The organism is Nocardioides phosphati (genome assembly GCF_014646375.1).
GTDB lineage: Bacteria > Actinomycetota > Actinomycetes > Propionibacteriales > Nocardioidaceae > Nocardioides > Nocardioides phosphati.
Genome location: NZ_BMNI01000003.1, coordinates 270,599 through 294,902 on the forward strand (window position 1 = coordinate 270,599; position 24,304 = coordinate 294,902).

Annotated in this window: 20 protein-coding genes; 12 read left to right on the forward strand and 8 right to left on the reverse strand. The window is 72.8% G+C overall.

The features are described from left to right. Window positions 1-15 precede the first annotated feature (15 nt). Window positions 16-1,452 (forward strand): glucose-6-phosphate dehydrogenase, encoded by a 1,437-nt coding sequence (zwf, locus tag IEX47_RS08560; RefSeq protein ID WP_188783580.1) that lies wholly within the window; start codon window positions 16-18, stop codon window positions 1,450-1,452. 1 nt (window position 1,453) lies between these two features. On the opposite strand, the gene IEX47_RS08565 is transcribed toward zwf, so the two are convergent. Next, the gene (locus tag IEX47_RS08565; protein WP_188783581.1) at window positions 1,454-2,848 is read right to left on the reverse strand and encodes a LuxR C-terminal-related transcriptional regulator; all 1,395 of its coding nucleotides are present in this window, start codon (window positions 2,846-2,848) and stop codon (window positions 1,454-1,456) included. An 82-nt stretch (window positions 2,849-2,930) separates the two neighbouring features. Next, complete coding sequence (locus tag IEX47_RS08570; protein WP_188783582.1) at window positions 2,931-4,196, reverse strand: AAA family ATPase; 1,266 nt, start codon at window positions 4,194-4,196, stop codon at window positions 2,931-2,933. A 104-nt stretch (window positions 4,197-4,300) separates the two neighbouring features. Between IEX47_RS08570 and IEX47_RS08575 the strand changes: the two genes are divergently transcribed. From IEX47_RS08575 to IEX47_RS08585, 3 genes are all read left to right on the forward strand, one after another. Then, entirely contained in the window at window positions 4,301-5,197 is an 897-nt protein-coding gene (locus tag IEX47_RS08575) for a diacylglycerol/lipid kinase family protein (RefSeq protein ID WP_188783583.1), read from the forward strand. A 61-nt stretch (window positions 5,198-5,258) separates the two neighbouring features. Next, window positions 5,259-5,936, forward strand: a complete 678-nt coding sequence (locus tag IEX47_RS08580) for a pirin family protein (RefSeq protein WP_188783584.1) — start codon at window positions 5,259-5,261, stop codon at window positions 5,934-5,936. 121 nt (window positions 5,937-6,057) lie between these two features. Continuing rightward, the gene (locus tag IEX47_RS08585) at window positions 6,058-7,101 is read left to right on the forward strand and encodes a hypothetical protein (protein WP_188783585.1); all 1,044 of its coding nucleotides are present in this window, start codon (window positions 6,058-6,060) and stop codon (window positions 7,099-7,101) included. A 72-nt stretch (window positions 7,102-7,173) separates the two neighbouring features. Here the strand turns inward: IEX47_RS08585 and IEX47_RS08590 are convergent, their stop codons facing one another. After that, complete coding sequence (locus IEX47_RS08590) at window positions 7,174-9,207, reverse strand: NADPH-dependent 2,4-dienoyl-CoA reductase (RefSeq protein ID WP_188783586.1); 2,034 nt, start codon at window positions 9,205-9,207, stop codon at window positions 7,174-7,176. Then, window positions 9,207-9,773, reverse strand: coding sequence for a PadR family transcriptional regulator (locus tag IEX47_RS08595; protein ID WP_188783587.1), 567 nt, complete (start codon window positions 9,771-9,773; stop codon window positions 9,207-9,209). The genes IEX47_RS08590 and IEX47_RS08595 overlap by 1 nt, the downstream gene beginning before the upstream one ends. A 104-nt stretch (window positions 9,774-9,877) precedes the next feature. Between IEX47_RS08595 and IEX47_RS08600 the strand changes: the two genes are divergently transcribed. Further along, window positions 9,878-10,390 (forward strand): DUF4396 domain-containing protein, encoded by a 513-nt coding sequence (locus IEX47_RS08600; protein WP_188783588.1) that lies wholly within the window; start codon window positions 9,878-9,880, stop codon window positions 10,388-10,390. A gap of 116 nt (window positions 10,391-10,506) precedes the next feature. Further along, a complete protein-coding gene (locus IEX47_RS08605) occupies window positions 10,507-11,655 on the forward strand; it encodes a CaiB/BaiF CoA transferase family protein (protein WP_188783589.1) in 1,149 nt (382 codons plus the stop codon). A gap of 12 nt (window positions 11,656-11,667) precedes the next feature. On the opposite strand, the gene IEX47_RS08610 is transcribed toward IEX47_RS08605, so the two are convergent. Continuing rightward, window positions 11,668-13,125: a flavin-containing monooxygenase gene (locus tag IEX47_RS08610; RefSeq protein WP_188783590.1), complete on the reverse strand. Its 1,458-nt coding sequence runs from the start codon at window positions 13,123-13,125 to the stop codon at window positions 11,668-11,670. 33 nt (window positions 13,126-13,158) lie between these two features. Here IEX47_RS08610 and IEX47_RS08615 point away from each other — a divergent pair, with 33 nt between their 5' ends. Continuing rightward, complete coding sequence (locus IEX47_RS08615) at window positions 13,159-14,001, forward strand: DUF72 domain-containing protein (protein WP_188783591.1); 843 nt, start codon at window positions 13,159-13,161, stop codon at window positions 13,999-14,001. Window positions 14,002-14,063: 62 nt separating this feature from the next. On the opposite strand, the gene IEX47_RS08620 is transcribed toward IEX47_RS08615, so the two are convergent. Further along, window positions 14,064-15,167, reverse strand: a complete 1,104-nt coding sequence (locus IEX47_RS08620) for a lysozyme family protein (RefSeq protein WP_188783592.1) — start codon at window positions 15,165-15,167, stop codon at window positions 14,064-14,066. 122 nt (window positions 15,168-15,289) lie between these two features. Beyond that, window positions 15,290-16,429 (reverse strand): PucR-like N-terminal domain-containing protein, encoded by a 1,140-nt coding sequence (locus tag IEX47_RS08625; protein WP_188783593.1) that lies wholly within the window; start codon window positions 16,427-16,429, stop codon window positions 15,290-15,292. 95 nt (window positions 16,430-16,524) lie between these two features. On the opposite strand from IEX47_RS08625, the gene IEX47_RS08630 reads away from it, so the two are divergent. The 4 genes from IEX47_RS08630 (at window position 16,525) to IEX47_RS08645 (ending at window position 22,480) form a co-directional block, all read left to right on the forward strand. Next, complete coding sequence (locus tag IEX47_RS08630; protein WP_188783594.1) at window positions 16,525-17,670, forward strand: ferredoxin reductase; 1,146 nt, start codon at window positions 16,525-16,527, stop codon at window positions 17,668-17,670. Window positions 17,671-17,698: 28 nt separating this feature from the next. Then, window positions 17,699-18,937, forward strand: a complete 1,239-nt coding sequence (locus IEX47_RS08635; protein ID WP_188783595.1) for a fatty acid desaturase family protein — start codon at window positions 17,699-17,701, stop codon at window positions 18,935-18,937. Between the two features lie 79 nt (window positions 18,938-19,016). Beyond that, window positions 19,017-21,578: a circularly permuted type 2 ATP-grasp protein gene (locus IEX47_RS08640; RefSeq protein ID WP_188783596.1), complete on the forward strand. Its 2,562-nt coding sequence runs from the start codon at window positions 19,017-19,019 to the stop codon at window positions 21,576-21,578. Next, window positions 21,575-22,480, forward strand: coding sequence for a transglutaminase family protein (locus IEX47_RS08645; RefSeq protein WP_229662741.1), 906 nt, complete (start codon window positions 21,575-21,577; stop codon window positions 22,478-22,480). Before IEX47_RS08640 ends, IEX47_RS08645 begins: the two co-directional genes overlap by 4 nt. A 25-nt stretch (window positions 22,481-22,505) precedes the next feature. Here the strand turns inward: IEX47_RS08645 and IEX47_RS08650 are convergent, their stop codons facing one another. Then, window positions 22,506-23,297, reverse strand: coding sequence for a transglutaminase-like domain-containing protein (locus IEX47_RS08650; protein WP_188783597.1), 792 nt, complete (start codon window positions 23,295-23,297; stop codon window positions 22,506-22,508). A gap of 69 nt (window positions 23,298-23,366) precedes the next feature. Here IEX47_RS08650 and IEX47_RS08655 point away from each other — a divergent pair, with 69 nt between their 5' ends. Then, complete coding sequence (locus IEX47_RS08655) at window positions 23,367-24,161, forward strand: crotonase/enoyl-CoA hydratase family protein (protein ID WP_188783598.1); 795 nt, start codon at window positions 23,367-23,369, stop codon at window positions 24,159-24,161. Window positions 24,162-24,304: the final 143 nt, after the last annotated feature.

Genomic DNA, 24,304 nt, shown 5'->3' on the forward strand with positions numbered 1-24,304 from the left:
GACTAGGGTGACGCCATGGCTGCGAACAACCCCGAAGGCACCCCCGGCCCGCCGACCACGGTGCTGCTCTTCGGCGCGACCGGAGACCTCGCTCGTCGCAAGCTCCTGCCCGGCCTGCTGCACCTGTGGCGCAGCGGCCTGCTGCCCGACGTACGCGTGGTGGGCACGTCGCTGGAGGACCTCGACGACGATCAGTTCGTCGAGATCGCCCGCAAGGCGATCGAGGAGTTCAGCGACGACGCCGACGACAAGAAGGAGTTCCACGAGTTCGCCAAGCTGCTCAGCTGGGCCGACCCGGGAGTCGACAGCATCAAGGCCGCGGTCGCCAAGGCCGAGGGATCGTCGAAGGACCGCCTGCGGCTGCACTACCTGAGCGTCCCGCCGAAGGCTGCGCTGGCCGTCGTGCAGGAGCTCCACGAGGCCGGCCTGGTCACGAACAGCCGGATCATCATGGAGAAGCCCTTCGGCACCGACCTGGAGTCGGCCAGGGTGCTCAACAAGGCGATCCACGAGGTCTTCGACGAGACGCAGGTCTTCCGCATCGACCACTTCCTCGGCAAGGAGGCGGCGCTCAACATCCTCGCGCTGCGCTTCGCCAACGGGCTCTTCGAGCCGATGTGGAACCGCAACTTCATCGACCACATCCAGATCGACATCCCCGAGGCGCTCGGCCTCGAGGGACGCGCCGGCTTCTACGAGGGCACGGGCGCCTACCGCGACATGGTCGTCACCCACCTCTTCCAGGTGATGGCCTTCGCCGCGATGGAGACGCCGACGGCGCTCGACCCGCAGTCGATCACCGAGGAGAAGAACAAGGTCTTCCGCTCGATGCTCCCCATCGAGCCGCACCACGTCGTCCGCGGCCAGTACGACGGCTACCGCAAGGAGCCGGGCGTCTCGCCGGAGTCCGAGACCGAGACCTTCATCGCGCTCAAGTGCTTCGTCGACAACTGGCGCTGGGCCGACGTGCCGTTCTTCCTGCGGACCGGAAAGCGGCTCGCCGAGGGCCAGCGGATCATCTCGATCGCCTTCAAGGAGCCCCCGAAGTCGATGTTCCCCGAAGGCTCGGGCATCGGCGACGACGGCCCCGACCACCTCACCTTCGACCTCTCCGACAAGGCGAAGATGTCGCTGTCGTTCTACGGCAAGCGGCCCGGCCCGGGCTTCCGGCTGCAGAAGCTCTCGATGCAGTTCGAGATGGAGGGCACGGAGTGGTCGGGCTCGGTGCTCGAGGCCTACGAGCGGCTGATCCTCGAGGCGGTCAAGGGCAACCACACGCTCTTCACCACCGCCGACGGCGTCGAGCGGCTCTGGGAGATCAGCCAGCCGCTGCTCGACAACCCGCCGCCGGTGCGCCGCTACGCGCCCGGCTCGTGGGGGCCCAACCAGATCCACCAGCTGATCGCGCCCTTTGCCTGGCGGCTGCCGTTCGAGCGCAAGTGGCGCGACTGACCTAGCGGGCCAGGAGGGCCGGAAGCTCGGCGCGCGAGTGGATGCCGAGCTTGCGGTAGACGTTCGACAGGTGCCACTCGACCGCCTTCACGGTGACGACGAGCTCCTGGGCGACCTGGCGGTTGGTCAGGCCGCTGGCGGCGAGGTCGGCCACCCGGCGTTCGGACGGGGTGAGGAGGGCGAGCGCCTCGGCGGGCGGGCGGTTCGCCGGCTCCCCGATGCGGTCGAGGAGGCGGCGTACGCGGTCCTCGAGGGGGCGCAGGCCGCGGGTCTGCGCGAACGCCTCCGCGCTGCGCAGCAGGCTGACCACCTCCGGGCTCGCGCCCGCGCCGTCGAGGAGGATGAGCATCCCGGCGAGATCGGCCGAGACCTGCGCGGCCAGCCGCCCGGCCGGTACGCCGTCGAGCGTCGCCAGCGCGCGGCGGAGCAGTCCGATCCGGTCGCTCGTCGGGTCGACTGCGGCGAGGGTCCGCAGCGCCTGGGCAACCGTGTACGCCGCCCCGAACGCCTCGGCCCGCTCGGCGTTCTCGCGAGCCAGGGCGATCGCCTCGCGGCCCTCGCCGAGGCGGATCAGGGCGAGAGCGCGACCCGCGCGCCACGGCAGGACGGCGGGGTTGTCGAGGTTGAGGTGGAGCTGGCGGCCGACGTCCGCGTAGCGGCGGGCGGCGGTGTCGTGGTCGCCGTTGGCGGCGGCGACGTCGCCGAGGGCGTGCAGCGCGTAGGCGGCGAGCAGCGTCCGCTCACCGGAGATCCGCTCGAGGCTGGAGCGCCAGGGGAGGGTCTTCTCGAGCTCGCCGCGGGCGATGTGGCTCTCGACGAGACCGGCCAGCACGAAGCCGAGGCCGGCGTTCCAGCCGTGCGCGCGCTGCTCGAGGGTGGCCTGGAAGTCGCGCTCGGCCTCGGTGGTCAGGCCCATCCGGGCCCGGGCGGTGCCGCGGCAGGCAGCGATGTTGGCGAACTCGAGCACCGAGCCACGCCGGCGGGCATCGTCCATCGCCTGGGTGAGCAGCCGGTCGGCCTCGTCGAGTGCCGAGGACCAGATGAGCGAGCAGCTCGCCATGAAGACCGCGGTGCCGTCGGCGTTCGCGTGCTCGAAGAGGGCGCCCCGGTCGATCGCGCGCAGGGCGAGCCGGCGGGCGTCGGTCGCGGTGCCGCCGTCGGCGACGGCGAGGGCGGCAGCGGCGGCGAGGGCACGGCGTTCGTCGGGGGTGGAGTTGTCCTCGGGCTCCCCGACGAGGCGCTCGAACTGCTCGCGGGTCTCGCTGGCGGGGGAGCCCATCAGCAGGTGGGCGAAGACGGCGCGCTCGGTCAGGACGTGGGCGGCGTGGGAGCCGTCGGTGGCCACGTCGTCGAAGGAGCCGAACGTCGAGCGGGCCTGGGCGTGCTCGCCGGCCACGAGCAGCGCGTCGCCCTCGGCAGCGCGGAGCGACGCGAGGACGTCCGGGTCGGTGGTGAGCTCCCGGGCGAGGCGCCAGGTCTCACGTGCGGCCTCGATCTCGCCGAGGGCGGCGAGCGCTCCTGCGGCGCTCGCGAGCAGCGGGACCTCGGCCTCCGGTGACCGGCCCCTCGGCCAGCGCCCGGTCGAAGAAGCGGCGGGCCTGCGCCGGTTCGCCGGACGACAGTGCGTGCCGGCCCTCCTCGGTCAGGCGCTCACGGGTGTCGGGGTCGTCCCCGGGGGTCGTCAGGCAGAGGTGCGCAGCCACGACGGAGCGGGGAGCAGCCCGACGCGCGAGTACGTCGGCACACCGGGCGTGGAGGTCGGAGGCGTCCGTCGCGGTCAGCGCCGCGAGCACGGCGTCTCCGATCAGCGGGTGGCGCAGGCGGTGGGTGCCCTCGGAGCGCTCGGCGAGCTGAGCGGTGCAGAGCAGGGCGAGGTCCTGCACGACCGTCGCGGGCGGCAGGCCGGCGAGCTCCGCGACCGCGCCCGTGGTGCCGTGCTCCCCGAGCACGGCGAGCGCCGAGGCGGTGTCGATCGCGGTCACCGACAGGCGTCGCAGCCGGCCGGTGATGGCGCCGACGAGCGAGTCGGGCACCTCCTCGCCGCCGTGGGCGATCACCTCGCCGACGAAGAGCGGCACGCCGCCGGTCACGGTGTGGATCCTGTCGGCCTGCGCAGGGTCGAGCCTGTGGTGCTCGAGCAGCAGGGCCACACCACCGACGGTCAGTGGACCCGGGTGGAGGACGCGGCTCACCTCGCGCAGCCGTGCCAGGGAGTCCGGTGACGTGGGCTCCTCGCCCACGCGCACCGTGTAGGCCAGCACGCACGACAGCTGACGGAGGGCGGGCGCGAGCAGGTCCAGGACCTGCAGCGAGCCCTCGTCGAGCCACTGGGCGTCGTCGATGGTCAGCACCAGCGGCCGCTCGGCGCAGAGATCCTCGAGCACCCACCGGGCGCCGTACGCCAGGTCGCCGAGGGTGCGCGCAGTGCCGTCGGCCAGGTCGGCCAGCGCGGCGCCGGGTCCGTCGAAGGGGTGCTCGCCGGAGCGGTGGCGGTGCGCGAGCGGCCCGAACCAGTCGCGCAGCACGCCGTACTCGATGGTGGGACTCATCGGCGTCGCGCGGACGTCGAGGCTGCGCCAGCCGTCGCGCAGTGCGGCGTCCCGGACGTGCCACAGGAGCCTGGACTTGCCCATACCGGGAGCCGCTTCGAGCACCACGAGTTCCCCGTGACCGCCCCGGGCGCGGTCGAGGAGCCGCCCGAGACTGGCGGTCTCAGCGTCCCGCTCGATCAGTCGGGAGCGCATCCTTCGACGTTAGGCCTCTGGGGCGTTGCTGGGGAGTGCAACTGTGCAAATAGGCCGACAGGACTAGACCTCCGCTGGGGTGACCCCAGTGTCATGCTGCTCCGGTGACGTACGCACTCCTGGTCAACCCGCGCGCCGGCGGTGCCGCAGCGGGGGCCGCCGAGGCCGCGCGCGCCGTGCTCGTCGGCGCGGGCCAGGCGGTCGAGGTGGTGCGCTGCGACGACCGGGCGACCACGGCTGCCGCCGTGGGAAGGGCCTGCGAGCGGGGCGACGTCGTCGTGGCCGTCGGCGGTGACGGCACGGTCTCCTCGGTCGCCGGGCTGGTGGCCGGGCGCGGCGGGGTGCTGGGACTGGTCCCCGCAGGCCGCGGCAACGACTTCGCGCGCATGCTCGGCGTGCCCCCGGACCCCGGGGGCGCCGCGCGGGTGCTGCTCGGCGGGCGGGTGGAGCGGGTCGACCTGGTCGCCTGCACGGTCCCCGGGCAGCCGCGGCAGGTCGCCGTTGGCTCGGTGTACGCCGGCGTCGACGCACGCGCGGTCGAGCTCGTCGAGCGGATGCGGTGGCTGCCGACGGTGCTGCAGTACCCCGTCGCGGCGGTCCGTGCGCTCGCCTCCTACACGCCGGTCGACGTCGAGGTGGTCGTCGACGGCATCGGCCACTGCTTCGGTGCGGCGACCGTGGTCGCGGCCAACTCGGCGTACTACGGGGCGGGGATGCGGATCGCCCCCGACGCCTCGGTGACCGACGGGCTGCTCGACGTCGTGGTCGTCGCCTCCTCGTCGCGGCGGGCGCTGATCACCGCGATGCCGACGATCTACGGCGGCCGCCACGTGCTGCGCGACGACGTGGTGGTGCTGCGGGGACGCGTCGTCGAGATCCACGGCAGCCCGCGCGTCCCCATGGGCGCCGACGGCGAGCCGCTGCCGGACCTGCCGGCTCGCCAGGCACCGCCGGGACGGATCGAGGCGCTGCCGGGTGCGCTGCAGGTCCTCGTCCCCTGACGACTGCGAAACCGGGTCCGGGCACGCCGAGCGGCGGACGCCGGTGGGGGAGACTGGTCGCATGACCCTCGACGTACGCCGGGCCGGCTCGCGCTTCGTGACCGTCGAGGCGGGCCGGGAGACGCGGCACTCGTTCTCGTTCGGGCCGCACTACGACCCCGCGAACCTCGGGTTCGGGCTGCTCGTCTCGCACAACGACGACCTGCTCGCCCCGGGGGCGGGCTACCCCGACCACCCGCACCAGGAGATCGAGGTCGTCACCTGGGTGCTGTCGGGCGCGCTCGCGCACCAGGACTCCACGGGGTCGTCGGGCGTGCTCGAGCCGGGGCAGGTGCAGGTGATGTCGGCGGGCACGGGGGTGGTGCACGCGGAGTTCGCGGCGCCCGGTGCCGGGGAGACGCGGTTCGTGCAGACCTGGGTGCGGCCGGATGCCTGGGGCGCGACGCCTTCCTACGCGTCCGCGGTCGCGGACCCGGGCAGCGGCTGGACCGCGGTCGTCGGTGGTGACGGCCTCCCGGTCGGGGCGTCGGGCGCGACGCTGTGGGTGAGTGACGCAGCGGCCGGCGACCGGCTCGTCGTACCGGAGGCGCCGCACGCGCACCTCTTCGTCGCGACCGGCGCTGCGCGTCTCGGTGAGGTCGAGCTCGCCGAGGGTGACGCGGTGCGGATGGTCGGTCAGGGAGCAGACCTGCGCGCGGAGGCACCGGGCCAGCTGATGCTCTGGACCTTCGACGCCTGACCGGTCCGTGAACCGAGCAGTATGAACGTCTTCGGCGCCGCAACACGTTCGTACTGCTCGGTTCACGCGCCCTGTGGAGAGGCCGCGACGTGGCCGCGTCGACTCGGCACAGGGTGGACCCATGGGGAGACATCGTTGGGACCCGCAGGTCGGGTTGCCGCAGGGGCTGCAGATTCCTGTGCCTGTGGGTTCGACAGGGGCAGGTCCGACGCAGAGCACTGCGCGGAGCGCGGCGTGGGACCGCAAGGCGCGCGGCTTCTACCTGCCGGCTGGAAGCGAGGTCGACGCGGTCGAGCAGCGGATCCTGAACGCCGCCCCGCACCTGCCGCCCCTCGGAGCCTTCACGGGCTGGGCCGCGTGCCGGCTCCACGGAGCGGCATTCCACGACGGGCTGGGCAGGGACGGCATCACCCGGCTGCCGGTCCCGATTGCCGTCGGCACCCGGGGCTGGGTCCGACGTCGGGCTGGGCTGGCCTATTCGTTGTTCGGCCTCGACGCGACCGCCATCCAGGTCGCGGCCGGTGTCCCGGTGACGGACCCGGTCAGGGCGACGTACGACGCGATGCTTGCGGCTGACTCGCTGGTCGAAGCGATCGTCGAGCTGGAGAAGTCGGTCATGGGGCGGATCGCCTCGATCGAACAGGTCAGGGACTTCATCGAGGCCAAGCGCGGCACCCAAGGGGTTCGGCAAGCGCGCGAGGCAGCCCAGCTGGCGAGCGAGTTCAGTCGGTCACCGCAGGAAGTGCGCACGCGATTCATCGCCGAGCGCGTAGCCCGACTGCCGGCGCTGCTCGTCAACGCGACGGCGTACACGCTCGACGGGAGCAGGATCGGCGAGGTCGACCTCGCCGAACCGACGAGCGGGCTGGTCGTGGAGTTCGACGGCGCGGATCACGAAGAGCAACCTCGGCGGCACGGGGACGCGATCAAGCTCGAGCGGTTGCGCGCGGCCGGCGCCGAGGTCCTGCGGGTCACCACCCCCATGCTCGGCGAACCCGAAGGGTTGGTCGCCACCATGCGTGCGGCGAGGCAGCGGGCACTCGAGACTCCGGACGAGCGCCGGCGGTATCGCTTCGTGGCGCGAGCTCCCTCGCTGCACCAGGAGCTCCTGGAGGCCCGGGTGGTCGCCGAGCTTGCGCGCGATCTCGAGCGCCAGATGCGCTGAACCGAGCAGTACGAACGGGTCAGGACCCTGAAGTGGTTCGTACTGCTCGGTTCACGAGCGGTGGGCGGTGACTCAGAGGGCGGCGGCGGTCTCCGTGCCCTGCAGGATCGCGCGCTTGGCGTCGAGCTCGGCGGCGACGTCGGCGCCGCCGATGATGTGGAGGCCGGGGCGGTCGGCGACGTGCAGCTCGTCGTACAGGCCGCGGACCGACTCCTGGCCGGCGCAGATGACGACGTGGTCGACGTCGAGCACCTGCTTCGACACCGCGCCGTCCTTCGTGGTCACGGTGATGTGGAGGCCCTCGTCGTCGATCAGGTCGTACGACGCACCGGTGATCTGGTGGACGCCGTCCTGGCGGAGGTGGGCCATGTGCGCCCAGCCGGACGTCTTGCCGAGGCCCTTGCCGATGCGCTCGGCCTTGCGCTGGAGCAGCCACACCTCGCGGGCGGGGGTGCGCGGCTTGGGGTCGACCAGGCCGGCCGGGTCGAGGGTCGCGTTGCCGACGCCCCAGTGCGCCTTCCACTCGTCGAGGGTCTCGTCCTCGTGCGTCAGGAAGACCGAGATGTCGACGCCGATGCCGCCGGCGCCGATGACGGCGACCTTCTTGCCCGGGACCACGCGACCCGCCAGCACGTCGGCGTACGACACGGCCTTGGGGTGGTCGATGCCCGGGATGGCCGGGGTGCGCGGCTCGACGCCGGTGGCGATGATGACCTCGTCGTACGCCGCGAGCGCGGCCGGGTCGGCCGTCGTGTTGAGGCGGAGGTCGACGCCGAGGACCTCGAGCTTGCGGCCGAAGTAGGCCACGGAATCCTTGAAGTCCTCCTTGCCCGGCACCTGCATCGCGAGGCGGAACTGGCCGCCGATCTCGGCGTTCTTCTCGAAGAGGGTGACGGCGAGGCCGCGCTCGGCGGCGGAGACCGCGGCGGAGAGGCCGGCGGGGCCGGCGCCGACGACGGCGACCTTCTTCTTCGAGCGGGTGGGGGAGAGGACGAGCGTGGTCTCGCGACCGGCGCGCGGGTTGACCAGGCAGGAGACCTTCTGGTTCTTGAAGGCGTGGTCGAGGCAGGCCTGGTTGCAGGCGATGCAGATGTTGATCTCGTCCTCGCGGCCCTCGGCGGCCTTCTGGACGATGAACGAGTCGGCGAGGAACGGGCGCGCCATCGAGACCGCGTCGGCCTTGCCCTCGGCGACGATCTCCTCCGCCATCTGCGGGGTGTTGATCCGGTTGGAGGTGATCACCGGGACGTTGACATGCGGCTTCAGGGCGGCGGTGGTGTCGACCCAGGCGCCGCGCGGGACCTGGGTGATGATCGTGGGGACGCGCGCCTCGTGCCAGCCGATGCCGGTGTTGAAGATGTCGACGCCGGCCTTCTCGAGCTCCTGGGCCAGGGTGACGATGTCGTCCCAGCTCTGGCCGCCCTCGACGAGCTCGAGCAGCGAGATGCGGTACTGCAGGATGAAGTCGGGGCCGACCTTGGCCCGGGTCCGCTTCACGATCTCGATCGGGAAGCGCATGCGGTTGGCCGCCGAGCCGCCCCACTCGTCGGTGCGCTTGTTGGTGCGCTCGGCGAGGAACTGGTTGATCAGGTAGCCCTCGGAGCCCATGATCTCGACGCCGTCGTAGCCGGCCTTCTGCGCGAGCCAGGCAGAGCGGGCGAAGGCGTTGATCGTCTTCTCGATGCGCTTGGCCGACATCGCCTTCGGCTTGAAGGGGTTGATCGGCGCCTTGATGGCCGACGGCGCAAGGCTGAACGGCTGGTAGGAGTAGCGGCCCGTGTGCAGGATCTGCATGACGATCTTGGCGCCGTGCTCGTGCACCGCGGAGGTGATCTCGCGGTGGTGCATGGCGTCCTTGCGGGTCCGCATGCCACCGGCGAACGGCTTCACCCAGCCCTGCCACTCCGGCGCGTAGCCGCCGGTCACGATGAGGCCGACGCCGCCCTCCGCACGCTCGGCGAAGAACGCCGCCTGCTTCGGGATGTCGGCGACCTTGTCCTCGAGGCCGTTGTGCATCGAGCCCATCACCACGCGGTTGCGCAGCTCGGTCGTGCCGACCTTCAGGGGCGCGAGGAGGTGGGGATACCCGTTGGTGCTGTTGCTCATCATGCTTCCTTTGCGCGTACGCCGGCGGCCCGGCGCTCGTGGGTGGAGAGGTACTCATCGAGGAAGCCGATCCAGCCTTCCTCGACCCGCACGCCGGCGCGCAGGACCAGGTAGCGGTCCAGGTCGGCGTCGGGGAGGTCTTCGGGGTGAGGGAACTGCCGCGCCAGCATCTGCCGGTACGCCGCGGCGCGGGCCTCGTGCTCGGCGCGCTGGCCGCGCGCCATGTCGAGCACCCCGGCCCGGTCGTCGGCGAACGAGGCACCGCGGAGCTTCACGGCGAGGTCGCTGCGCAGCGGGGTGGTCGCGGGCGGCTCGGTGAGCCAGGCGGCGAGGATCTTCTCGCCGACGGGGGACACGTCGTACACCTTCGTGTCGGGCTTGCCCTGCTGGGGGACGACGGTCGAGGTCAGCCAGCCGTCGGCCTCCATGCGCGCCAGCGTCCGGTAGATCTGCTGGTGCGTCGCGGACCAGAAGTAGCCGAACGACTTGTCGAAGCGGCGGGTGAGCTCGCTGCCGCTCGCCGCGCGTTCGCGCAGGGAGACGAGGAGGGCGTGCTCGAGGGCCATGCGACGAGTGTGGAGCACCTATGCAACAAGTTGCAAGGGGTAGCCGTGGGCGATCTGGATCACTCCTCGGGAATATACCCCTAGGGGGTATAGGTTCGGGAGCCATGGACACGAACTCATGGCGCACTGCGATCACGGCCACCCTTCACTGCCTCACCGGCTGCGCGGTCGGCGAGGTGCTCGGCATGGTGCTGGCGACCTGGTGGGGCTGGGGCAATGCCGCCTCCATCGCCCTCGCGATCGGCCTCGCCTTCTTCTTCGGCTACCTGCTCACCTTCACCGGCGTACGCCGCTCGGGCGCCGACGTGCGCACGGCCGTGCGGGCCGCGGTCGCCGCTGACACGGTCTCGATCCTGGTGATGGAGCTGGTCGACAACGGCTTCGTCCTCGCGGTGCCCGGCGCCATCGACGCGATGCTGACCGACGCGCTCTTCTGGGTCTCCCTCGGGGCCTCGCTGGCGATCGCCTTCGTGGTGACCGTCCCCGTCAACCGCTGGATGATCGCGCGCGGCCTCGGCCACGCCGCCGTCCACCACCTGCACGCCGGCCACGCCGCGCACGAGGGCCACGCCGCGCATGAGGGCCACGCTGGCCATGAGACGCACATGCACCACTGACTCGCCCGCAACTGGTCAGGAGTGGCAGCAGATCGGCCCGGATTCCTGGCACTCCTGACCAGTTGTGCGCGAAGGGCTGGACGTGGGGAGCCCCGTTCCGGGTACAGTCCGTACCCATGAGCATCGAACTCGGTCAGGGCACCGGTCCACTCCGCGGCATCAAGGTCGTCGAACTCGTCGGCATCGGCCCCGGTCCGCACGCGGCGATGATGCTGGCCGACCTCGGGGCGGACGTCATCCGTGTCGACCGTCCCGGCGGGCAGATGCTGTCGTTCGGCGAGAAGGACTTCATGGGGCGCGGCCGCCCGAGCGCGGCCCTCAACCTCAAGGACCCGGCCGGCGTCGAGGCCGTCCTCCAGCTCGTCGAGAGTGCCGACGTCCTGATCGAGGGCAACCGCCCCGGGGTGACCGAGCGCCTCGGCCTGGGCCCCGAGGACTGCTGGGCCCGCAACCCGAAGCTCGTCTACGGCCGGATGACCGGCTGGGGCCAGGACGGTCCGCTCGCGCTGACCGCCGGCCACGACATGAACTACATCTCCCTCGCCGGCGCCCTCTTCGGCCTCGGCCAGGACAAGTCCCGCCCGCACTTCCCCGCCAACCTGCTCGGTGACTTCGGCGGCGGCTCGCTCTTCCTCGTCATCGGCGTCCTCGCCGCGCTCCTCGAGGCCCGTACGTCGGGCAAGGGCCAGGTCGTCGACGCGGCGATCATCGACGGCACGGCCGTCCTCAACGCCATGGGCACGATGATGGTCGGCACCGGCCTGGCCCAGGCCGACCAGCGCGCCGCGGGCATGCTCGACGGCGGCGCGGCCTTCTACGACGTGTACGAGACCGCCGACGGCCGGCACATGAGCGTCGGCGCGATCGAGCCCCAGTTCTACGCAGCGATGGCCACGCTGCTCGAGCTCGACGAGGACGCCCCGCAGCAGTTCGACGCCGAGGCCCTGCGCCCGGTGCTCGTCGAGAAGTTCAAGACGAAGACGATGGCCGAGTGGACCGCGATCTTCGAGGGCACCGACGCCTGCGTCGCGCCGGTCCTCACGATCCCCGAGGCCGCCGAGCACCCGCACGTCAAGGCCCGCGGCATCTTCACCGAGGTCGACGGCATGCTGCAGCCGACGCCCGCCCCGCGCTTCTCGCGCACCGCGCCGTCGCTGACCACCCCGGCCGCGAACGCGGGCGCCGACACCCGTGAGGCGCTCGCCGCCTGGGGCGTCGAGGACGTCGACAAGCTGATCGAGACCGGCGTCGCGGCCCAGGCCTGACCCGAACCCGGGTCAGCCGACGGGGACGACCTCGTAGTCCTCGGGGCGGAACTTCGCCCGGGCGCGGTACTGCACACCGAGCCACGGCCAGTTGGTCGTGATCCGGCCGTCGGCCTGGCGGTACCAGGACCGGCAGGCGCTCCACACCGACCCCGCGAGCGACGCCTGCACCTCGGCGTCGTAGGCGTCCTCCACCTCGCGGCGTACGTCGAGGGGCGCGCCGGCGGCGACGGTGGCGTCGGCGTACGCACCGAGGTGGCGGGCCTGGGTCTCGAGGAAGTAGATGATCGAGCCGCCGCCGGAGTTGGTGTTGGGGCCGTACATCACGAAGAGGCCCGGGAAGTCGGGGACGGTCATGCCGTAGTAGGCGCGGGCGCCGTCCTTCCACGCGTCGTCGTGGAGCGAGCGGCCGGCCCGGCCGGTGATGCTCATCGGCGCGAGGAACTCGGTCGCCTTGAAGCCGGTGCCCCACACGAGGACGTCGGCCGCGTGCTCGGCGCCGTCGGCGGTCACGACGCCGGTCGGGGTGATCGAGGCGACGGAGTCGGTGACCAGGTCGACGTTGGACTGGGTCAGCGCCGGCACGTAGTCGTCGGAGAAGAGCACGCGCTTGCAGCCGATCGGGTAGTCGGGCCAGATCTTCTCGAAGAGGCCCGGCTTCGCCTTCGCCTGCTTGCGCATGAAGGTGCGCGAGATCGTCCGCAGCACGCGGGCGTAGGGCTTTGCGTAGATCCACGCGACGCTCAGCGACTCGACCATGGCGTACCAGGTCAGCCGCTCGGCCCGCGCGGTCACCGGCACCCGCTCGAAGACCTTGTGGTGCAGCGGCGTGAACTCGCGGTCCGGCCGCGGCAGGAGGTACGGCGCGGTGCGCTGGAAGACGGTCAGGTGGCCCACCGCCGGCTGGATCGCCGGCACGAACTGGATCGCGCTCGCGCCCGTGCCGATCACCGCGACCCGCTTGCCGGCCAGGTCGACGGAGTGGTCCCACTCGGCCGAGTGGAACGCCGGCCCGGCGAAGGTCTCGCGGCCCGCGATGGCGGGAAACGCCGGACGGGAGAGCTGCCCGACCGCGGAGACGACGATGTCGACGACCAGCTCCTCGCCCGAGGCCAGCGTGACGGTCCAGCGGCCCGTCGCGTCGTCGTACGCCGCGGAGGCGACCTCGGCGCCGAGCCGGAGGTGGCGGCGGAGGTCGTAGGTGTCGACGACGCCGCGGATGTAGTCGAGGATCGCGGGCTGGCGCGAGAAGCGGTGCGGCCAGTGCGGGTTCTGCTCGAACGAGAACGAGTAGAACGGCGAGGCGACGTCGCACGCGGCACCCGGGTAGGTGTTCTCGCGCCAGACGCCGCCCACCTCGTCGGCCTTCTCGAGGATCACCAGGTCGTCGTGACCGCGCTTCTTCAGCTCGATCGCCGCAGCCAGGCCGCCGAATCCGCTGCCGATGATCGCGATTGTGGGGCTCGCCATGAGTGCACGCTAGTGGTTGGGTACAGGACCCGCATGGGAGAGATCCGGGTCGGGACCAGCGGCTGGCGCTACACGAGCTGGCGGGGTGACTTCTACCCCCGCGGGCTGGTGCAGAGACGCGAGCTCGAGCACCTCGCCTCGCGGATGTCGTCGGTCGAGCTCAACGGGTCGTTCTACTCGCTGCAGCGCCCCTCGACGTACGCCCGGATCGTCGCGGAGACGCCCGACGACTTCGTGGTCGCAGTGAAGGGGAGCCGCTACATCACCCACCTCAAGCAGCTGCGCGACGTGGAGGTCCCGCTCGCCAACTTCCTCGCCTCCGGCCTGCTCGCGCTCGGCCCGAAGCTCGGCCCCCTCCTGTGGCAGCTCCCGCCCACCCTCGCGTACGACGAGCTGGTCGCCCGCGCCTTCTTCGGCCTGCTCCCGCGCACGACGTACGAGCTCGCGCACCTGGCGAAGCTGCACGACGACCGCCTCGCGCCCGACCAGGTGGTCCTGAAGCCCCTGGTGCGACGGCCCGTGCGCCACGCCCTCGAGGTGCGCCACGAGTCCTGGCTCACCGAGCCCGCGCTCGAGCTGCTCCGTGCGTACGACGTCGGACTGGTCGTCGCGGACAGTCCTGGCCGGTGGCCGTACTCGGAGGAGCGGACGTCATCGCTGCGCTACGTCCGGCTCCATGGCCACTCGGAGCTCTACGCGAGCGGCTACTCGTCACGGTCGCTCGACACCTGGGCGACCCGCAGCCGGCTGTGGGCGGCCGAGGGCGACGACGTCTTCGTCTACTTCGACAACGACGCGCGGGGACGGGCGCCGCATGATGCGGTGGGGCTGCTGCAACGCCTCGCGCCGGTCGGCGTCGAGGCGGACTCCGCCTGAGCCGGAGCCCGCGCTCCCGGTCCGCCTCGCGGACCCGACCGAGCCCCGTGCGGTCGGGTCCGTCAGGAGGCGGTGGCGACGAGGGCGTCGCCCGGCACCGCGGAGGTGAGCCCGGTGGCCGGGTCCGTGGCGGTGGTCTGGGTGTCCGTGGGTGCCACCGGCGCGTTCGGGTCCGGCGTCGGCGCGGTCGGGTCGGGAGTCGGCGCGGGCGGCGGGGTGGGTGCCGGCGGGGGCGTCACGGGCGGCGGGGTCGGCGCGGGAGTCGGGGTCGGCTTCGGTGCCGGCGGAGGAGTCGGGGTGGGGGTCGGCTTCGGCGCAGGCGCCTGGTGGTGCGTCGCGTGGTGGGCCGGCTTCGGCGTGGGGTCGGCGGCAGGGGGCTCGGGGACCGCGGCGGGTGCCGGGTCGGGCAGCACGATCCCGTAGGTCTGCACGGAGACCGGCGGGAGCGCGAGGGGAGCCGCATAGACCGTGCGCCAGTCCTCGACCGCCTCGACGTACGCGTGCCGGTCGTTGAGGCCGCGCAGCGCAGCCCGGCGGTCGGCCGCGCGGGAGAGGTCGGCGTCGTCGGCGCAGAGTGCGACGCCGAGCGCCAGGGAGGCGTCGTCGAGGTCGGCGGGGCGCCGGCGACCGTCGCCGTCGCCGTCCACCGCGACCTGCTGCCACAGGGAGGGAGTGAGCTGCAGCGGCCCGAGCGGGTGGTCGGCGCGGCGATCGTGGTCCCACGTGCCGCCGTCGCTGTCGGCGACCGTCGGCACCACGTGCGTGCGGGCCGCCACGGGAGCGCCGATGAGCTGGGGTCGCATGACGGCCGCGGAGCCGAGGCGCCACGCACCGAAGCGGCCGTGGTCGCTCTCGACCTTCCCGATCCCGGCCAGGAAGGCGGCGTCCAGGTGGCAGTCGGGCACGGCCTCGGCGAGGACCGTCGCCGCCCGCTCATACGCCGCCAGGGCGGGCTCGGGGACGTCCATCAGGTCCTGCCCCGCGAGGTCCTCGGGCGTCGGCACGTCCCGGCCCGGGATCGGGCGCCACACGGACGGCGCGGCCACCGACGTCGCGTCGACGGGGTCCGGCTCCGCGGCTGCCTGGGCGGGCGCGCCGGTCGCCACCACGCCGAGGATGCCGAGGGGGAGACCGAGGGGGACAGCTGCGAGTCGGGACCGCTTCATGTCTTCGATGCTCGGCTGCCTGACCGGGGCCCGCAGCGCTTCCTGCCCGGGACTGGGGTGGCCAGAAGAGGGCTAGTACGACCGGGCTGGGGTGGGCGCCGGGGTGGGCCGGGCGCGGTCGCTCAGCAGAGGGCGATCGTCGCGTCGCGGACGAAGGCGGGGTCCTCGAGCCGCTCGGCGTACGCCTCGCGCAGCTGTCCCATGCGGTAGCGGATCGTCTGCGGGTGGACGAAGAGCGCGGCCGCGATGTCGTCGCGGCGGCCCTGGTGGAGCAGCCAGGCGCGCAGGGTCTCGGTGAGCTTCTCGCGCTGGCCCTCGCGCAGCTCGGCGAGCGGTGCGAGCACGTGGGCGCGCAGGTCCTCGCGGGCCGCGGCGTCCGCGCCGACGACGAGGGCGGCGAGGTGGGTGTCGGTGTCGCCCTCGAGCCCGAGGTCGAGCGCCCGCAGCGCCCGCGCGAACGACGTCGCGGCGGCCGTCCACGGCACGGTCGGGCCGACCACGGCAGGGACGCCCTCGAGCGTGCGGAGCAGCGCGGGGCGGGAGCGTCCGACGGCCAGCATCACCGCGTGGTCGGGCCACGCCTCCAGCGCCTCCGCGTCACCGGCGACCTCGAGCGTGCGCGGGTCGAGCTGCACGCGGACGGTGCGGGTGCTGGCCTGGGGGAGCAGCACGGCGGTCAGCGTCGACGGCGGCGGCCACTCGGCCTGCTCGGCGAGCTGCGCCAGCCGCTCCTCCTCGCGCCCGGCCAGCAGGGCAACGGCGAGCTGCGCGCGGTGGCGCTCGCGCAGGTGGCCGGTGCGGGCGAGCTCGTCGGTGTGGCCGGCGACGCTCACCGCGGAGAGCTGGTCGAGGTAGTCGAAGACGAGCTCCGCGAAGCGGACCAGCCCCTCCGCCGGCATGCCGAGCTCGACCGCCGTGCGGCTCATCTCGCGCCAGGCGCACGCCGTGCCGATCCGGTACGCCGAGGTGAGGGCGTCCATCGTCCGCCCGGACCGCGCCTCCCCCCGCCCCAGCTCGTACGCCGCCGCGAAGACCTGCTCGGGCCGGTCGGCCGCGTCGACCGCCATGTCGAGGAAGCCGGCCAGCGCGAGCGCGACGGCCCCCTCGATCGCACGCCCCATCCGGCCCTGGAAGGCGACGGAGTAGCTCGGCACCTCGGCGACGACCGCGGCGACGACCTTCTCACCGACCCGGGGCAGCCGCTCGCGCAGCGCCTCGGCCTGGGCCTGGGTCAGGTCCAGCGGTTGGGGTGCGTGCGCCATGGTCTCTCGCTTTTGTTCGTCACGAACAAGAACAACGGCTGGATTCACCAGCCACGGTCAGGAGTTTAACCCGGGCCGCCACCACACTGAAGTACATGAGCTCGACACTCCTCCCGCAGACCGGCACCCGGCCCGGCGCCCGGATCGGCCACCGGCTGACCCGCGTCTTCGAGGCCGCCACCACGCCGCTGCTGCCGGCCGACTACCTCGACCTGGTCGCCCCACTGCGGCCGGGCGCGGACCTCCGCGGCCGGGTCGTCTCCGTCGAGCCCGAGACCGCCGACGCGGCCACCATCGTGATCAAGCCGGGCGCCGACTGGGCCGGCCACGTGCCGGGACAGTACGTCCGGATCGCCGTCGACGTCGACGGCGTCCGCCACTGGCGCGCCTACTCCCTGACCCACGGCCCGCGCCGCGACGGCCTCATCTCCGTCACGGTCAAGGCGGTGCCGGACGGCAAGGTCAGCAACCACCTCGTCCACCGCACCCAGCGCGGCACCCTGCTCCACCTCGAGCAGGCCGCGGGCGAGTTCGTCCTCCCCGCCGACGAGCACGGCGTGACCCCCGCGTCGCACCGCAAGCTCCTCTTCGTCACCGCAGGCTCGGGCGTCACGCCCGTCGTCGGCATGCTGCGCAACCTCTTCCCGTCCACCGACTCCGGTGTGCTGAAGCCGGCCCGCAGCAAGGACCTCGACATCGTCGTCGTCCACGTCGCGCCGTCGCAGCCCGACTCGATCTTCCTGCGCGACCTGCAGGCCCTCGACGCCGCCGGCGCGATCAACCTGGTCGCCCGCTACGACGACGAGCACGGCGTCCTCGACATGGAGACCCTCGGCCAGCTGGTCCCCGACCTCGCCGCCCGTACGACGTACGCCTGCGGCCCGGCGGGCCTGCTCGAGGCGCTCGAGAAGCACCACACCGCGAAGGGCCTGCCGCTCCAGACCGAGCAGTTCCGCGCCGCGACCGTGGTCGCGGGCGACGGCGGCACGGTCCACGTCGGCGGCAAGGAGATTGCCGCCGACGGCGCCACCCCGATCCTCGACGCCGCCGAAGAGGCGGGCGTCCTCATGCCCAGCGGCTGCCGGATGGGCATCTGCATGGGCTGCGTCCTGCCGCTCAAGGAGGGCGCCGTGCGCGACCTCCGCACCGGCGACGTGACCATGGCCGACGCCATGACCGGCCCTGTCGCCGTCCAGACCTGCATCAGCGCCGCCGCCGGCGCCTGCCACCTCGACCACTGATCTCTCGCTCGACCCCAGGAGGAACATCATGACTGCCATCCAGAAGCTCGACGAGAACCCCACCGCCCACCTCAGCCCCGAGGACATCGAGGCGTTCGGCGCCGAGATCGAGGCGATCCGCCAGGAGATCCTCGCCAAGCGCGGCGCGTCCGACGCGGCGTACATCCGCCGGCTGATCGCCTTCCAGCGCTGGCTCGAAGTCGGCTCGCGGGCCACGCTGCTGGCCAGCGTCTTCCCGCCGGCGTTCGTCGTCGGCACCGCCGGCCTGACCGTTGCCAAGATCCTCGAGAACATGGAGATCGGCCACAACGTCATGCACGGCCAGTGGGACTGGATGCGTGACCCGAAGATCCACTCGACCAACTGGGACTGGGACAACGCCACCCCGGCCGAGGCGTGGAAGCACAGCCACAACGAGCTCCACCACACGTACACGAACGTGCTCGGCAAGGACAACGACCTCGGCTACTCGATCATGCGCGTCGACGAGGACCAGCGCTGGCACCCGTTCTTCCTGCTGCAGCCGCTGTGGAACGCCGTCAACGCCTGCTTCTTCGAGTACGGCATCGCGGCCTACGACCTGCAGCTCGGCAAGTACCTCCCGATGAAGAAGGAGGACCGCCCGGAGCACTTCACCAAGGGTGCGAAGGACGTGCTGAAGAAGATCCGCAAGCAGGCCGGCAAGGACTACCTCGTGCACCCGCTGCTCGCGGCGCCGTTCGGTGGCTTCCTCCCGACCCTCGTGGCGAACTTCATCGCCAACGTGGGCCGCAACGTCTGGAGCCACTCGGTCATCATGTGCGGCCACTTCCCCGAGGGCGTCGCGGTCTTCGAGAAGAGCTCGATCGACGGCGAGACCAAGGCCGAGTGGTACCTCCGCCAGGGCCTCGGCTCGGCCAACATCACCGGCTCGAAGCTCATGCACATCATGAGCGGCAACCTGTCGCACCAGATCGAGCACCACCTCTTCCCCGACCTCAACTCCAACCGCCTCGCCGAGGTGGCGCCGCAGGTCAAGGCGGTCTTCGAGAAGTACGGCCTGCCGTACGTCGCGGGCTCGCTGCCGAAGCAGCTCGGGTCGGCCTGGCACAAGGTCTTCCGTCTCTCGCTGCCCAACGGCTGGCTCGCCACGACGACGCCGAAGAACGCCCCGAAGCGCGTCGCGCAGCTCTACAAGATGTCGACCGGTGGCCGGAAGGCCCGCAAGGCGATCCAGGCCGAGCTCGACGCGGCCGCCTCGTCGCGCGAGTTCACGCCGGCTGCCTGATCCGGAACCCGGCGGAACGCGCCACCCGTCGCGTGACGGCGCGGCGCTTCTCCCGGGGAATCGACCGTAGGGTCGATGCGTGACCACCCCGCTCAACCCGGCCGATGGGGCCGCGCCGGCCTCCGGCGCGCCCACGGCCGTGTCCTCCGGCGTACTGGCGGCGTACGCCGCGACGCTGCGCGACCGCCCGGCTGACCCGCTGCGTGGAGTCGACGAGCTGGTGGCCGGGGAGGGGCTCCGCCCGGAGCAGCAGCTCCTTGCCGACGCCGTCGACGCGATGGGCATGCCGGGGCTGCTCGCGGCCCGCCACGAGACCCGGCGCCTGGTCCACGACGACGGCATCCGCTACGGCGTGAGCGGCCGTGACGGGGTCCGCGACCTGGACTGGCGCCTCGACCCGCTCCCGGTGGTGCTGAGCGCCGCCGAGTGGGCCGGCCTCGAGCGCGGCCTGCAGCAGCGCGCCGCCCTGCTCGAGCTGATCCACGACGACCTGTACGGCGAGCGGCTGCTGCTGCGCCGTGGCGTGATCCCGGCCGAGGTCGTGCTCGGCCACCCCGGCTTCCTGCGCCAGGTCGACCACGTCCGCAGCCGTGGCGGGCTCGTCGTCGGAGCCCACGACCTCGGCCGTGACGCCGACGGCAGCTGGCGCGTGCTCGCCGACCGGATGTCCGCGCCGTCCGGCGCCGGCTACGCGATGGCCAACCGGCGCGTGACCACGCGCGTGCTCGCCGGCCTCCACCGCTCCACCGAGCTGGCCCGCCTGCGTGGTTTCTTCCACACCATGTCGGCGGCCGTGCGCGAGGCGGCTCCGCCGAGCTCCGAGGTGCCCCGGGTCGTCCTCTACTCGCCCGGCTCGATGTCGGAGACGGCGTACGACCAGAGCTTCCTGGCCAGCCTGCTGGGCTTCCCGCTGGCGGAGTCGGACGACCTCGTGGTGCGTGACGGCCGCGTGTGGCTGCGCGCGGCGGGCCGGCTCGAGCCGGTCGACGTGCTGCTGCGCCGCGTCGACCCGGAGTACTGCGATCCGCTCGACCTGCGCGGCGACTCCCAGCTCGGCCTGCCGGGCCTGGTCGAGGCGACCCGTCGCGGCACCCTCACCGTGGCCAACCCCCTCGGCGCCCAGGTGCTCGAGAACCCCGGCCTCGCGCCCTTCCTGCAGGCCGCGTCGCAGGCCCTGCTCGGCGAGGACCTCCAGCTGACCGGCAAGCCGGCCTGGTGGTGCGGCGACCGCGACGGCCTCGCCCACGTGCTCGACAGCTTCGACCGCCTGGTGATCCGTCCGCTGGCGACCGGTGGCCCCGAGCGGGCACACCTCGGCGCGCACCTGGCGCCCGATGCCCGCGAGGAGCTCCGGCGCCGGATCCAGGCCGAGCCCTGGGCCTGGGTCGGGCAGGAGCCGCTCCCGCTCTCGACGGCGCCGGTCGTCACCCCGCGCGGCCTCGTGCCCGGCCGCGTCGTCGTCCGCACGTTCTGGGCGCAGCGCGACGGCGAGCGCCACGTCATGCCCGGCGGTCTCGCCCGCGCGGGCGTGGGTGCCCCCGAGCTCCACGTCTCGAGCTCCGCGGGCGCGATCGCCAAGGACGTCTGGGTGCTGGCGCCCGAGACCGCCGAGAGCGGCTGGGGCGACCCCGGCGTACGCCCGGAGCTCGTCGCCGTCCGCCCGCGCGCGGTGGTCGCGCCCCGCGTCGCCGACAACCTCTTCTGGCTCGGCCGGTACGCCGAGCGCGCCGAGGCCGCGGGCCGCGTGCTGCGTGTCTGCGACGACCTGGTCGAGGACCACGCGTCGCGTCCGGGCACCCCGGGCGAGCAGGCGATGCGGGCCCTGCTGGCGGCCGCCACGACGATCACGCGGGTGCCGGGCGACCCCGCGCAGCCCCGCGCGCACGTGCGCACGATGGTCACCGACCCCCGGCAGTCGGGCAGCCTCCGCTACGCCGCCGACCGCCTCGGCGACGCTGCGCAGCGTGTGCGCGACCAGCTCTCGCAGGACATCTGGCACGTCCTCTCGCGACTCGACCGCACGCTGGCCCACGTGCCGTCCGACGAGCACCAGCTCCAGCCGCACCTCTACGACGTGCTCGAGTCGCTGCTCGCGGTCTCCGGCGTCATCGCCGAGTCGATGGTGCGCGACGAGACCTGGGGCTTCCTCGACGGCGGCATCCGGCTGGAGCGCGCGCAGTTCACGGTCGCGCTGCTCGCCGCCACGCTCGCGCAGGAGCGGCCGCCGATCATCGACGGCCAGCTCACCGAGGCGGTGCTCGAGGTGGGCGAGTCGATCCTGACCCACCGCCGCCGCACGGTCGCCGGCGAGGGGCCGGTCTGGCCGATCCACTCCGCCGTCTCGCTGCTCCTGCTCGACAGGGGCAACCCGCGCTCGGTCGCGTTCAGCATCGACCGGCTCGCCGAGGACCTCCACCTCGTCGGCGACGAGGTGCTTGCCGCGAAGGCCGAGGCGCTCGCCGGCCAGGTGGCCCGCGTCGATCTCGTCGAGGCGTGCGCCGGTGACCGGACCGGGCTGGCCGAGATCCTCGGCGAGGTGCGCGCCTCCCTGTTCGCGGTCTCCGACGACCTGACCCGCCGCCGGTTCGCGCGCAAGACCTCGCAGCAGACGCTGCCGATCAACTGGGCGGTGACTTCGTGAGCCAGGGCCCCGACGACTGGACCCCGCGGCAGTACACCGTGCGGCACCGCACGACGTACACCTACGAAGGGGCGGTGGAGGCCTGCTTCGAGCGTGGCTTCCTCGCCCCGCGCGCGACGCCTTCGCAGCGGGTGCTCGCCAACGAGGTCCACGTCTCGCCCGAGCCGCAGCTGCTGACCGAGCACGTCGACCACTTCGGCAACCCGTCGTTCTACGTCGAGATCCAGACCCCGCACCGTGAGCTCGTGGTCGAGAAGGTGAGCCACCTCGAGGTGCACTGGCCGCAGCCCGACCTCGACGCGCTCGACGCGTGGACTGTCGAGGCGGCCGCCGCCGACCTGCTCGCGCACGCCGACCCCGTCGACCGCGTCGGCCACCTGCTGCCGTCGCCGCTCGTCCAGCCGGCCCCCGAGGTCCTCGACTACTGCCGCTCCGTCATCGCGCCCGGGATGCCGCTGGGCCAGGCGATCGTGGCGCTGGCCCGGGGGATCCACCGCGACTTCGCCTACAAGTCCGGCGTCACGACCGTGCGCACCACGCTCCCGGAGCTGCTCGAGCTGCGGCAGGGCGTCTGCCAGGACTTCGCCCACCTGGCGATCGGCTGCCTGCGGTCGCTCGGGCTGCCGGCGCGCTACGTCTCGGGCTACCTCGAGACCGTGCCGCCACCGGGCCAGGCCAAGCTCGCCGGCGCAGACGCCTCCCACGCCTGGGCCTCGGTGATGGTGCCCGGGGGCGGCTGGATCGACCTCGACCCGACCAACGACCACCTCGCCGACTCGCGCTACGTCGTGACCGCGTGGGGCCGCGACTTCCGCGACGTCTCCCCGCTCAAGGGCATCGTGATGGCCGAGGCCGCGGGCGCCTCCACGCTCGCCGTCGCGGTCGACGTGACGCGCGTCTGAGTCGCCTGCCGGGCGCGAGCGGGCGTCAGCGCAGCTGCACCCGGCGTACGCCGTCGTCGGGGGTGAGGCCCTCGGCGTTGGTCGCGTCGACGCGCAGGCCGCGCAGGTCGGCGTTGCCCGCCAGCACCGTGAGGAACGCCGTGTCCGCGGCGTCGCGCCCGGTCGCGATGCGGACCAGGTCGGGCCGGCTGGCGAGGCCGGTGCCGTCGATCACCCACCAGGCGCCGTCGACGAGCACCTCGACGACCGCGTGGAAGTCCATCGGCTGCAGCCCGGGGGAGTACGCCGACACCAGCCGCGCCGGCACGCCGCGCGCCCGCAGGAACGCGATCAGGAGATGGCTGGTGTCGCGGCAGACGCCCGCGCGGTGGAGGTAGGTCTCGAGCGCGCCGTCGGCCGGGCCGCTGCTGCCCGGCGCGTAGACGATGTGCCCGAGCATCCACTGCCGCGCCTTCTCGACGACCTCCTGGCCGGTCGCGTCGCCCAGGTGGGAGTACGCCGTGTTGGCGAGCCGGTCGGAGTCGCAGTAGCGGCTCGGGCGGAGGTAGACGATGTCGTCGGCGGGGAGCACGGGCGCGGGCTCGGCCGGGCCGACGGTCGCGGCGTACGTCATCTCGAGGCGGCCGGGCCCGGCCGCGACCCGGTGCAGCCGCGTGCCGTGGACGTCGGTGATCTCGGTGGCCGCCAGCGGGGCGCCGTCGAGGGTGATGTCGAGGTGCTCGTCGCTGAGGGGGTGGCTCTGCGCGACGGCGACGGAGAAGACGAGGTGGGCGTCGGTCCGGACGTCGAGCTGGAGGGAGCTGCTGACCTGACGCATGCCCAGCACGGTAGCCGTGTGGCCCAGATCGCCCTCGCCCCGCGGCGTACTCGCGAGTAACCTCAAGCCATGTCCTACGTCTCCTGCACCACCGTCGACGGCATCGCGCACGTCCAGCTCGCCCGTCCCGACAAGATGAACGCGCTGACCCTGGACCTCCTCGCGGACCTCCAGCGCACGACGCGGAAGCTGAGCAAGGACAAGACGCTGCGGGCCGTGGTCGTGAGCGGCCAGGGCGCCTCGTTCTGCGCGGGCCTCGACTTCGCCAAGGTGCTGAAGTCGCCCGCCGGCATCCTCAAGGCGTTCGTGCCCAACCCGCTGCGCGGCACCAACCTCTTCCAGGAGGCGCCGTGGGGCTTCCGCCGGATCCCGGTGCCGGTGATCGCGGCGGTCCACGGCAACTGCCTCGGCGGCGGCCTGCAGATCGCGCTCGCGGCCGACTTCCGGTTCGCGACGCCCGACTCGACCTGGTCGGTGCTCGAGGGCAAGTGGGGCCTGATCCCCGACATGTCCGGCGTGCAGGCGCTCAAGGAGCTCGTCGGCATCGACGTCGCCAAGAAGCTGACGATGACCGCCGAGATGATCTCCGGCAAGGAGGCCCGCGACCTGGGCCTGGTCACCGAGCTCGACTCCGACCCCCTCGCCGCGGCGTTCGCCCTGGCCGAGCAGCTCAAGGGTCGCTCGCCCGACCAGCTCGCGGCTGCCAAGCGCCTCTTCAACGACAGCTGGACCTCCTCGCCGCGACGCACCTTCGCCCGCGAGCGCCTCGAGCAGCTCTTCCTCCTCTTCGCCCGCAACACCGCGGCGGCGCGCAACGCGGCGTTCCAGAAGTCGACGCCGTCGTACGGCCCGCGCCAGCGCTGACGCGGCACAAACCCGCAGGAGTCCGACAAGCAGGACTGATCGACGCCACCCGTTCGGGCCATTCCGTGGCCCGGACGGGTGGCGTTCTCTCATTTCCGGGACGTCTGGACCACTGCTGACGGACCCTCGTCCCCGGGTGTGCG

Bases quoted from the DNA above. Each gene is read 5' to 3' on its own strand.
- zwf (WP_188783580.1), top strand. From the start codon at position 16: ATGGCTGCGAACAACCCCGAAGGCACCCCCGGCCCGCCGACCACGGTG.
- IEX47_RS08570 (WP_188783582.1), bottom strand. From the start codon at position 4,196: ATGCGCTCCCGACTGATCGAGCGGGACGCTGAGACCGCCAGTCTCGGG.
- IEX47_RS08580 (WP_188783584.1), top strand. From the start codon at position 5,259: ATGACCCTCGACGTACGCCGGGCCGGCTCGCGCTTCGTGACCGTCGAG.
- IEX47_RS08585 (WP_188783585.1), top strand. From the start codon at position 6,058: ATGGGGAGACATCGTTGGGACCCGCAGGTCGGGTTGCCGCAGGGGCTG.
- IEX47_RS08590 (WP_188783586.1), bottom strand. From the start codon at position 9,207: ATGAGCAACAGCACCAACGGGTATCCCCACCTCCTCGCGCCCCTGAAG.
- IEX47_RS08595 (WP_188783587.1), bottom strand. From the start codon at position 9,773: ATGGCCCTCGAGCACGCCCTCCTCGTCTCCCTGCGCGAACGCGCGGCG.
- IEX47_RS08600 (WP_188783588.1), top strand. From the start codon at position 9,878: ATGGACACGAACTCATGGCGCACTGCGATCACGGCCACCCTTCACTGC.
- IEX47_RS08605 (WP_188783589.1), top strand. From the start codon at position 10,507: ATGAGCATCGAACTCGGTCAGGGCACCGGTCCACTCCGCGGCATCAAG.
- IEX47_RS08610 (WP_188783590.1), bottom strand. From the start codon at position 13,125: ATGGCGAGCCCCACAATCGCGATCATCGGCAGCGGATTCGGCGGCCTG.
- IEX47_RS08615 (WP_188783591.1), top strand. From the start codon at position 13,159: ATGGGAGAGATCCGGGTCGGGACCAGCGGCTGGCGCTACACGAGCTGG.
- IEX47_RS08620 (WP_188783592.1), bottom strand. From the start codon at position 15,167: ATGAAGCGGTCCCGACTCGCAGCTGTCCCCCTCGGTCTCCCCCTCGGC.
- IEX47_RS08625 (WP_188783593.1), bottom strand. From the start codon at position 16,429: ATGGCGCACGCACCCCAACCGCTGGACCTGACCCAGGCCCAGGCCGAG.
- IEX47_RS08630 (WP_188783594.1), top strand. From the start codon at position 16,525: ATGAGCTCGACACTCCTCCCGCAGACCGGCACCCGGCCCGGCGCCCGG.
- IEX47_RS08635 (WP_188783595.1), top strand. From the start codon at position 17,699: ATGACTGCCATCCAGAAGCTCGACGAGAACCCCACCGCCCACCTCAGC.
- IEX47_RS08650 (WP_188783597.1), bottom strand. From the start codon at position 23,297: ATGCGTCAGGTCAGCAGCTCCCTCCAGCTCGACGTCCGGACCGACGCC.
- IEX47_RS08655 (WP_188783598.1), top strand. From the start codon at position 23,367: ATGTCCTACGTCTCCTGCACCACCGTCGACGGCATCGCGCACGTCCAG.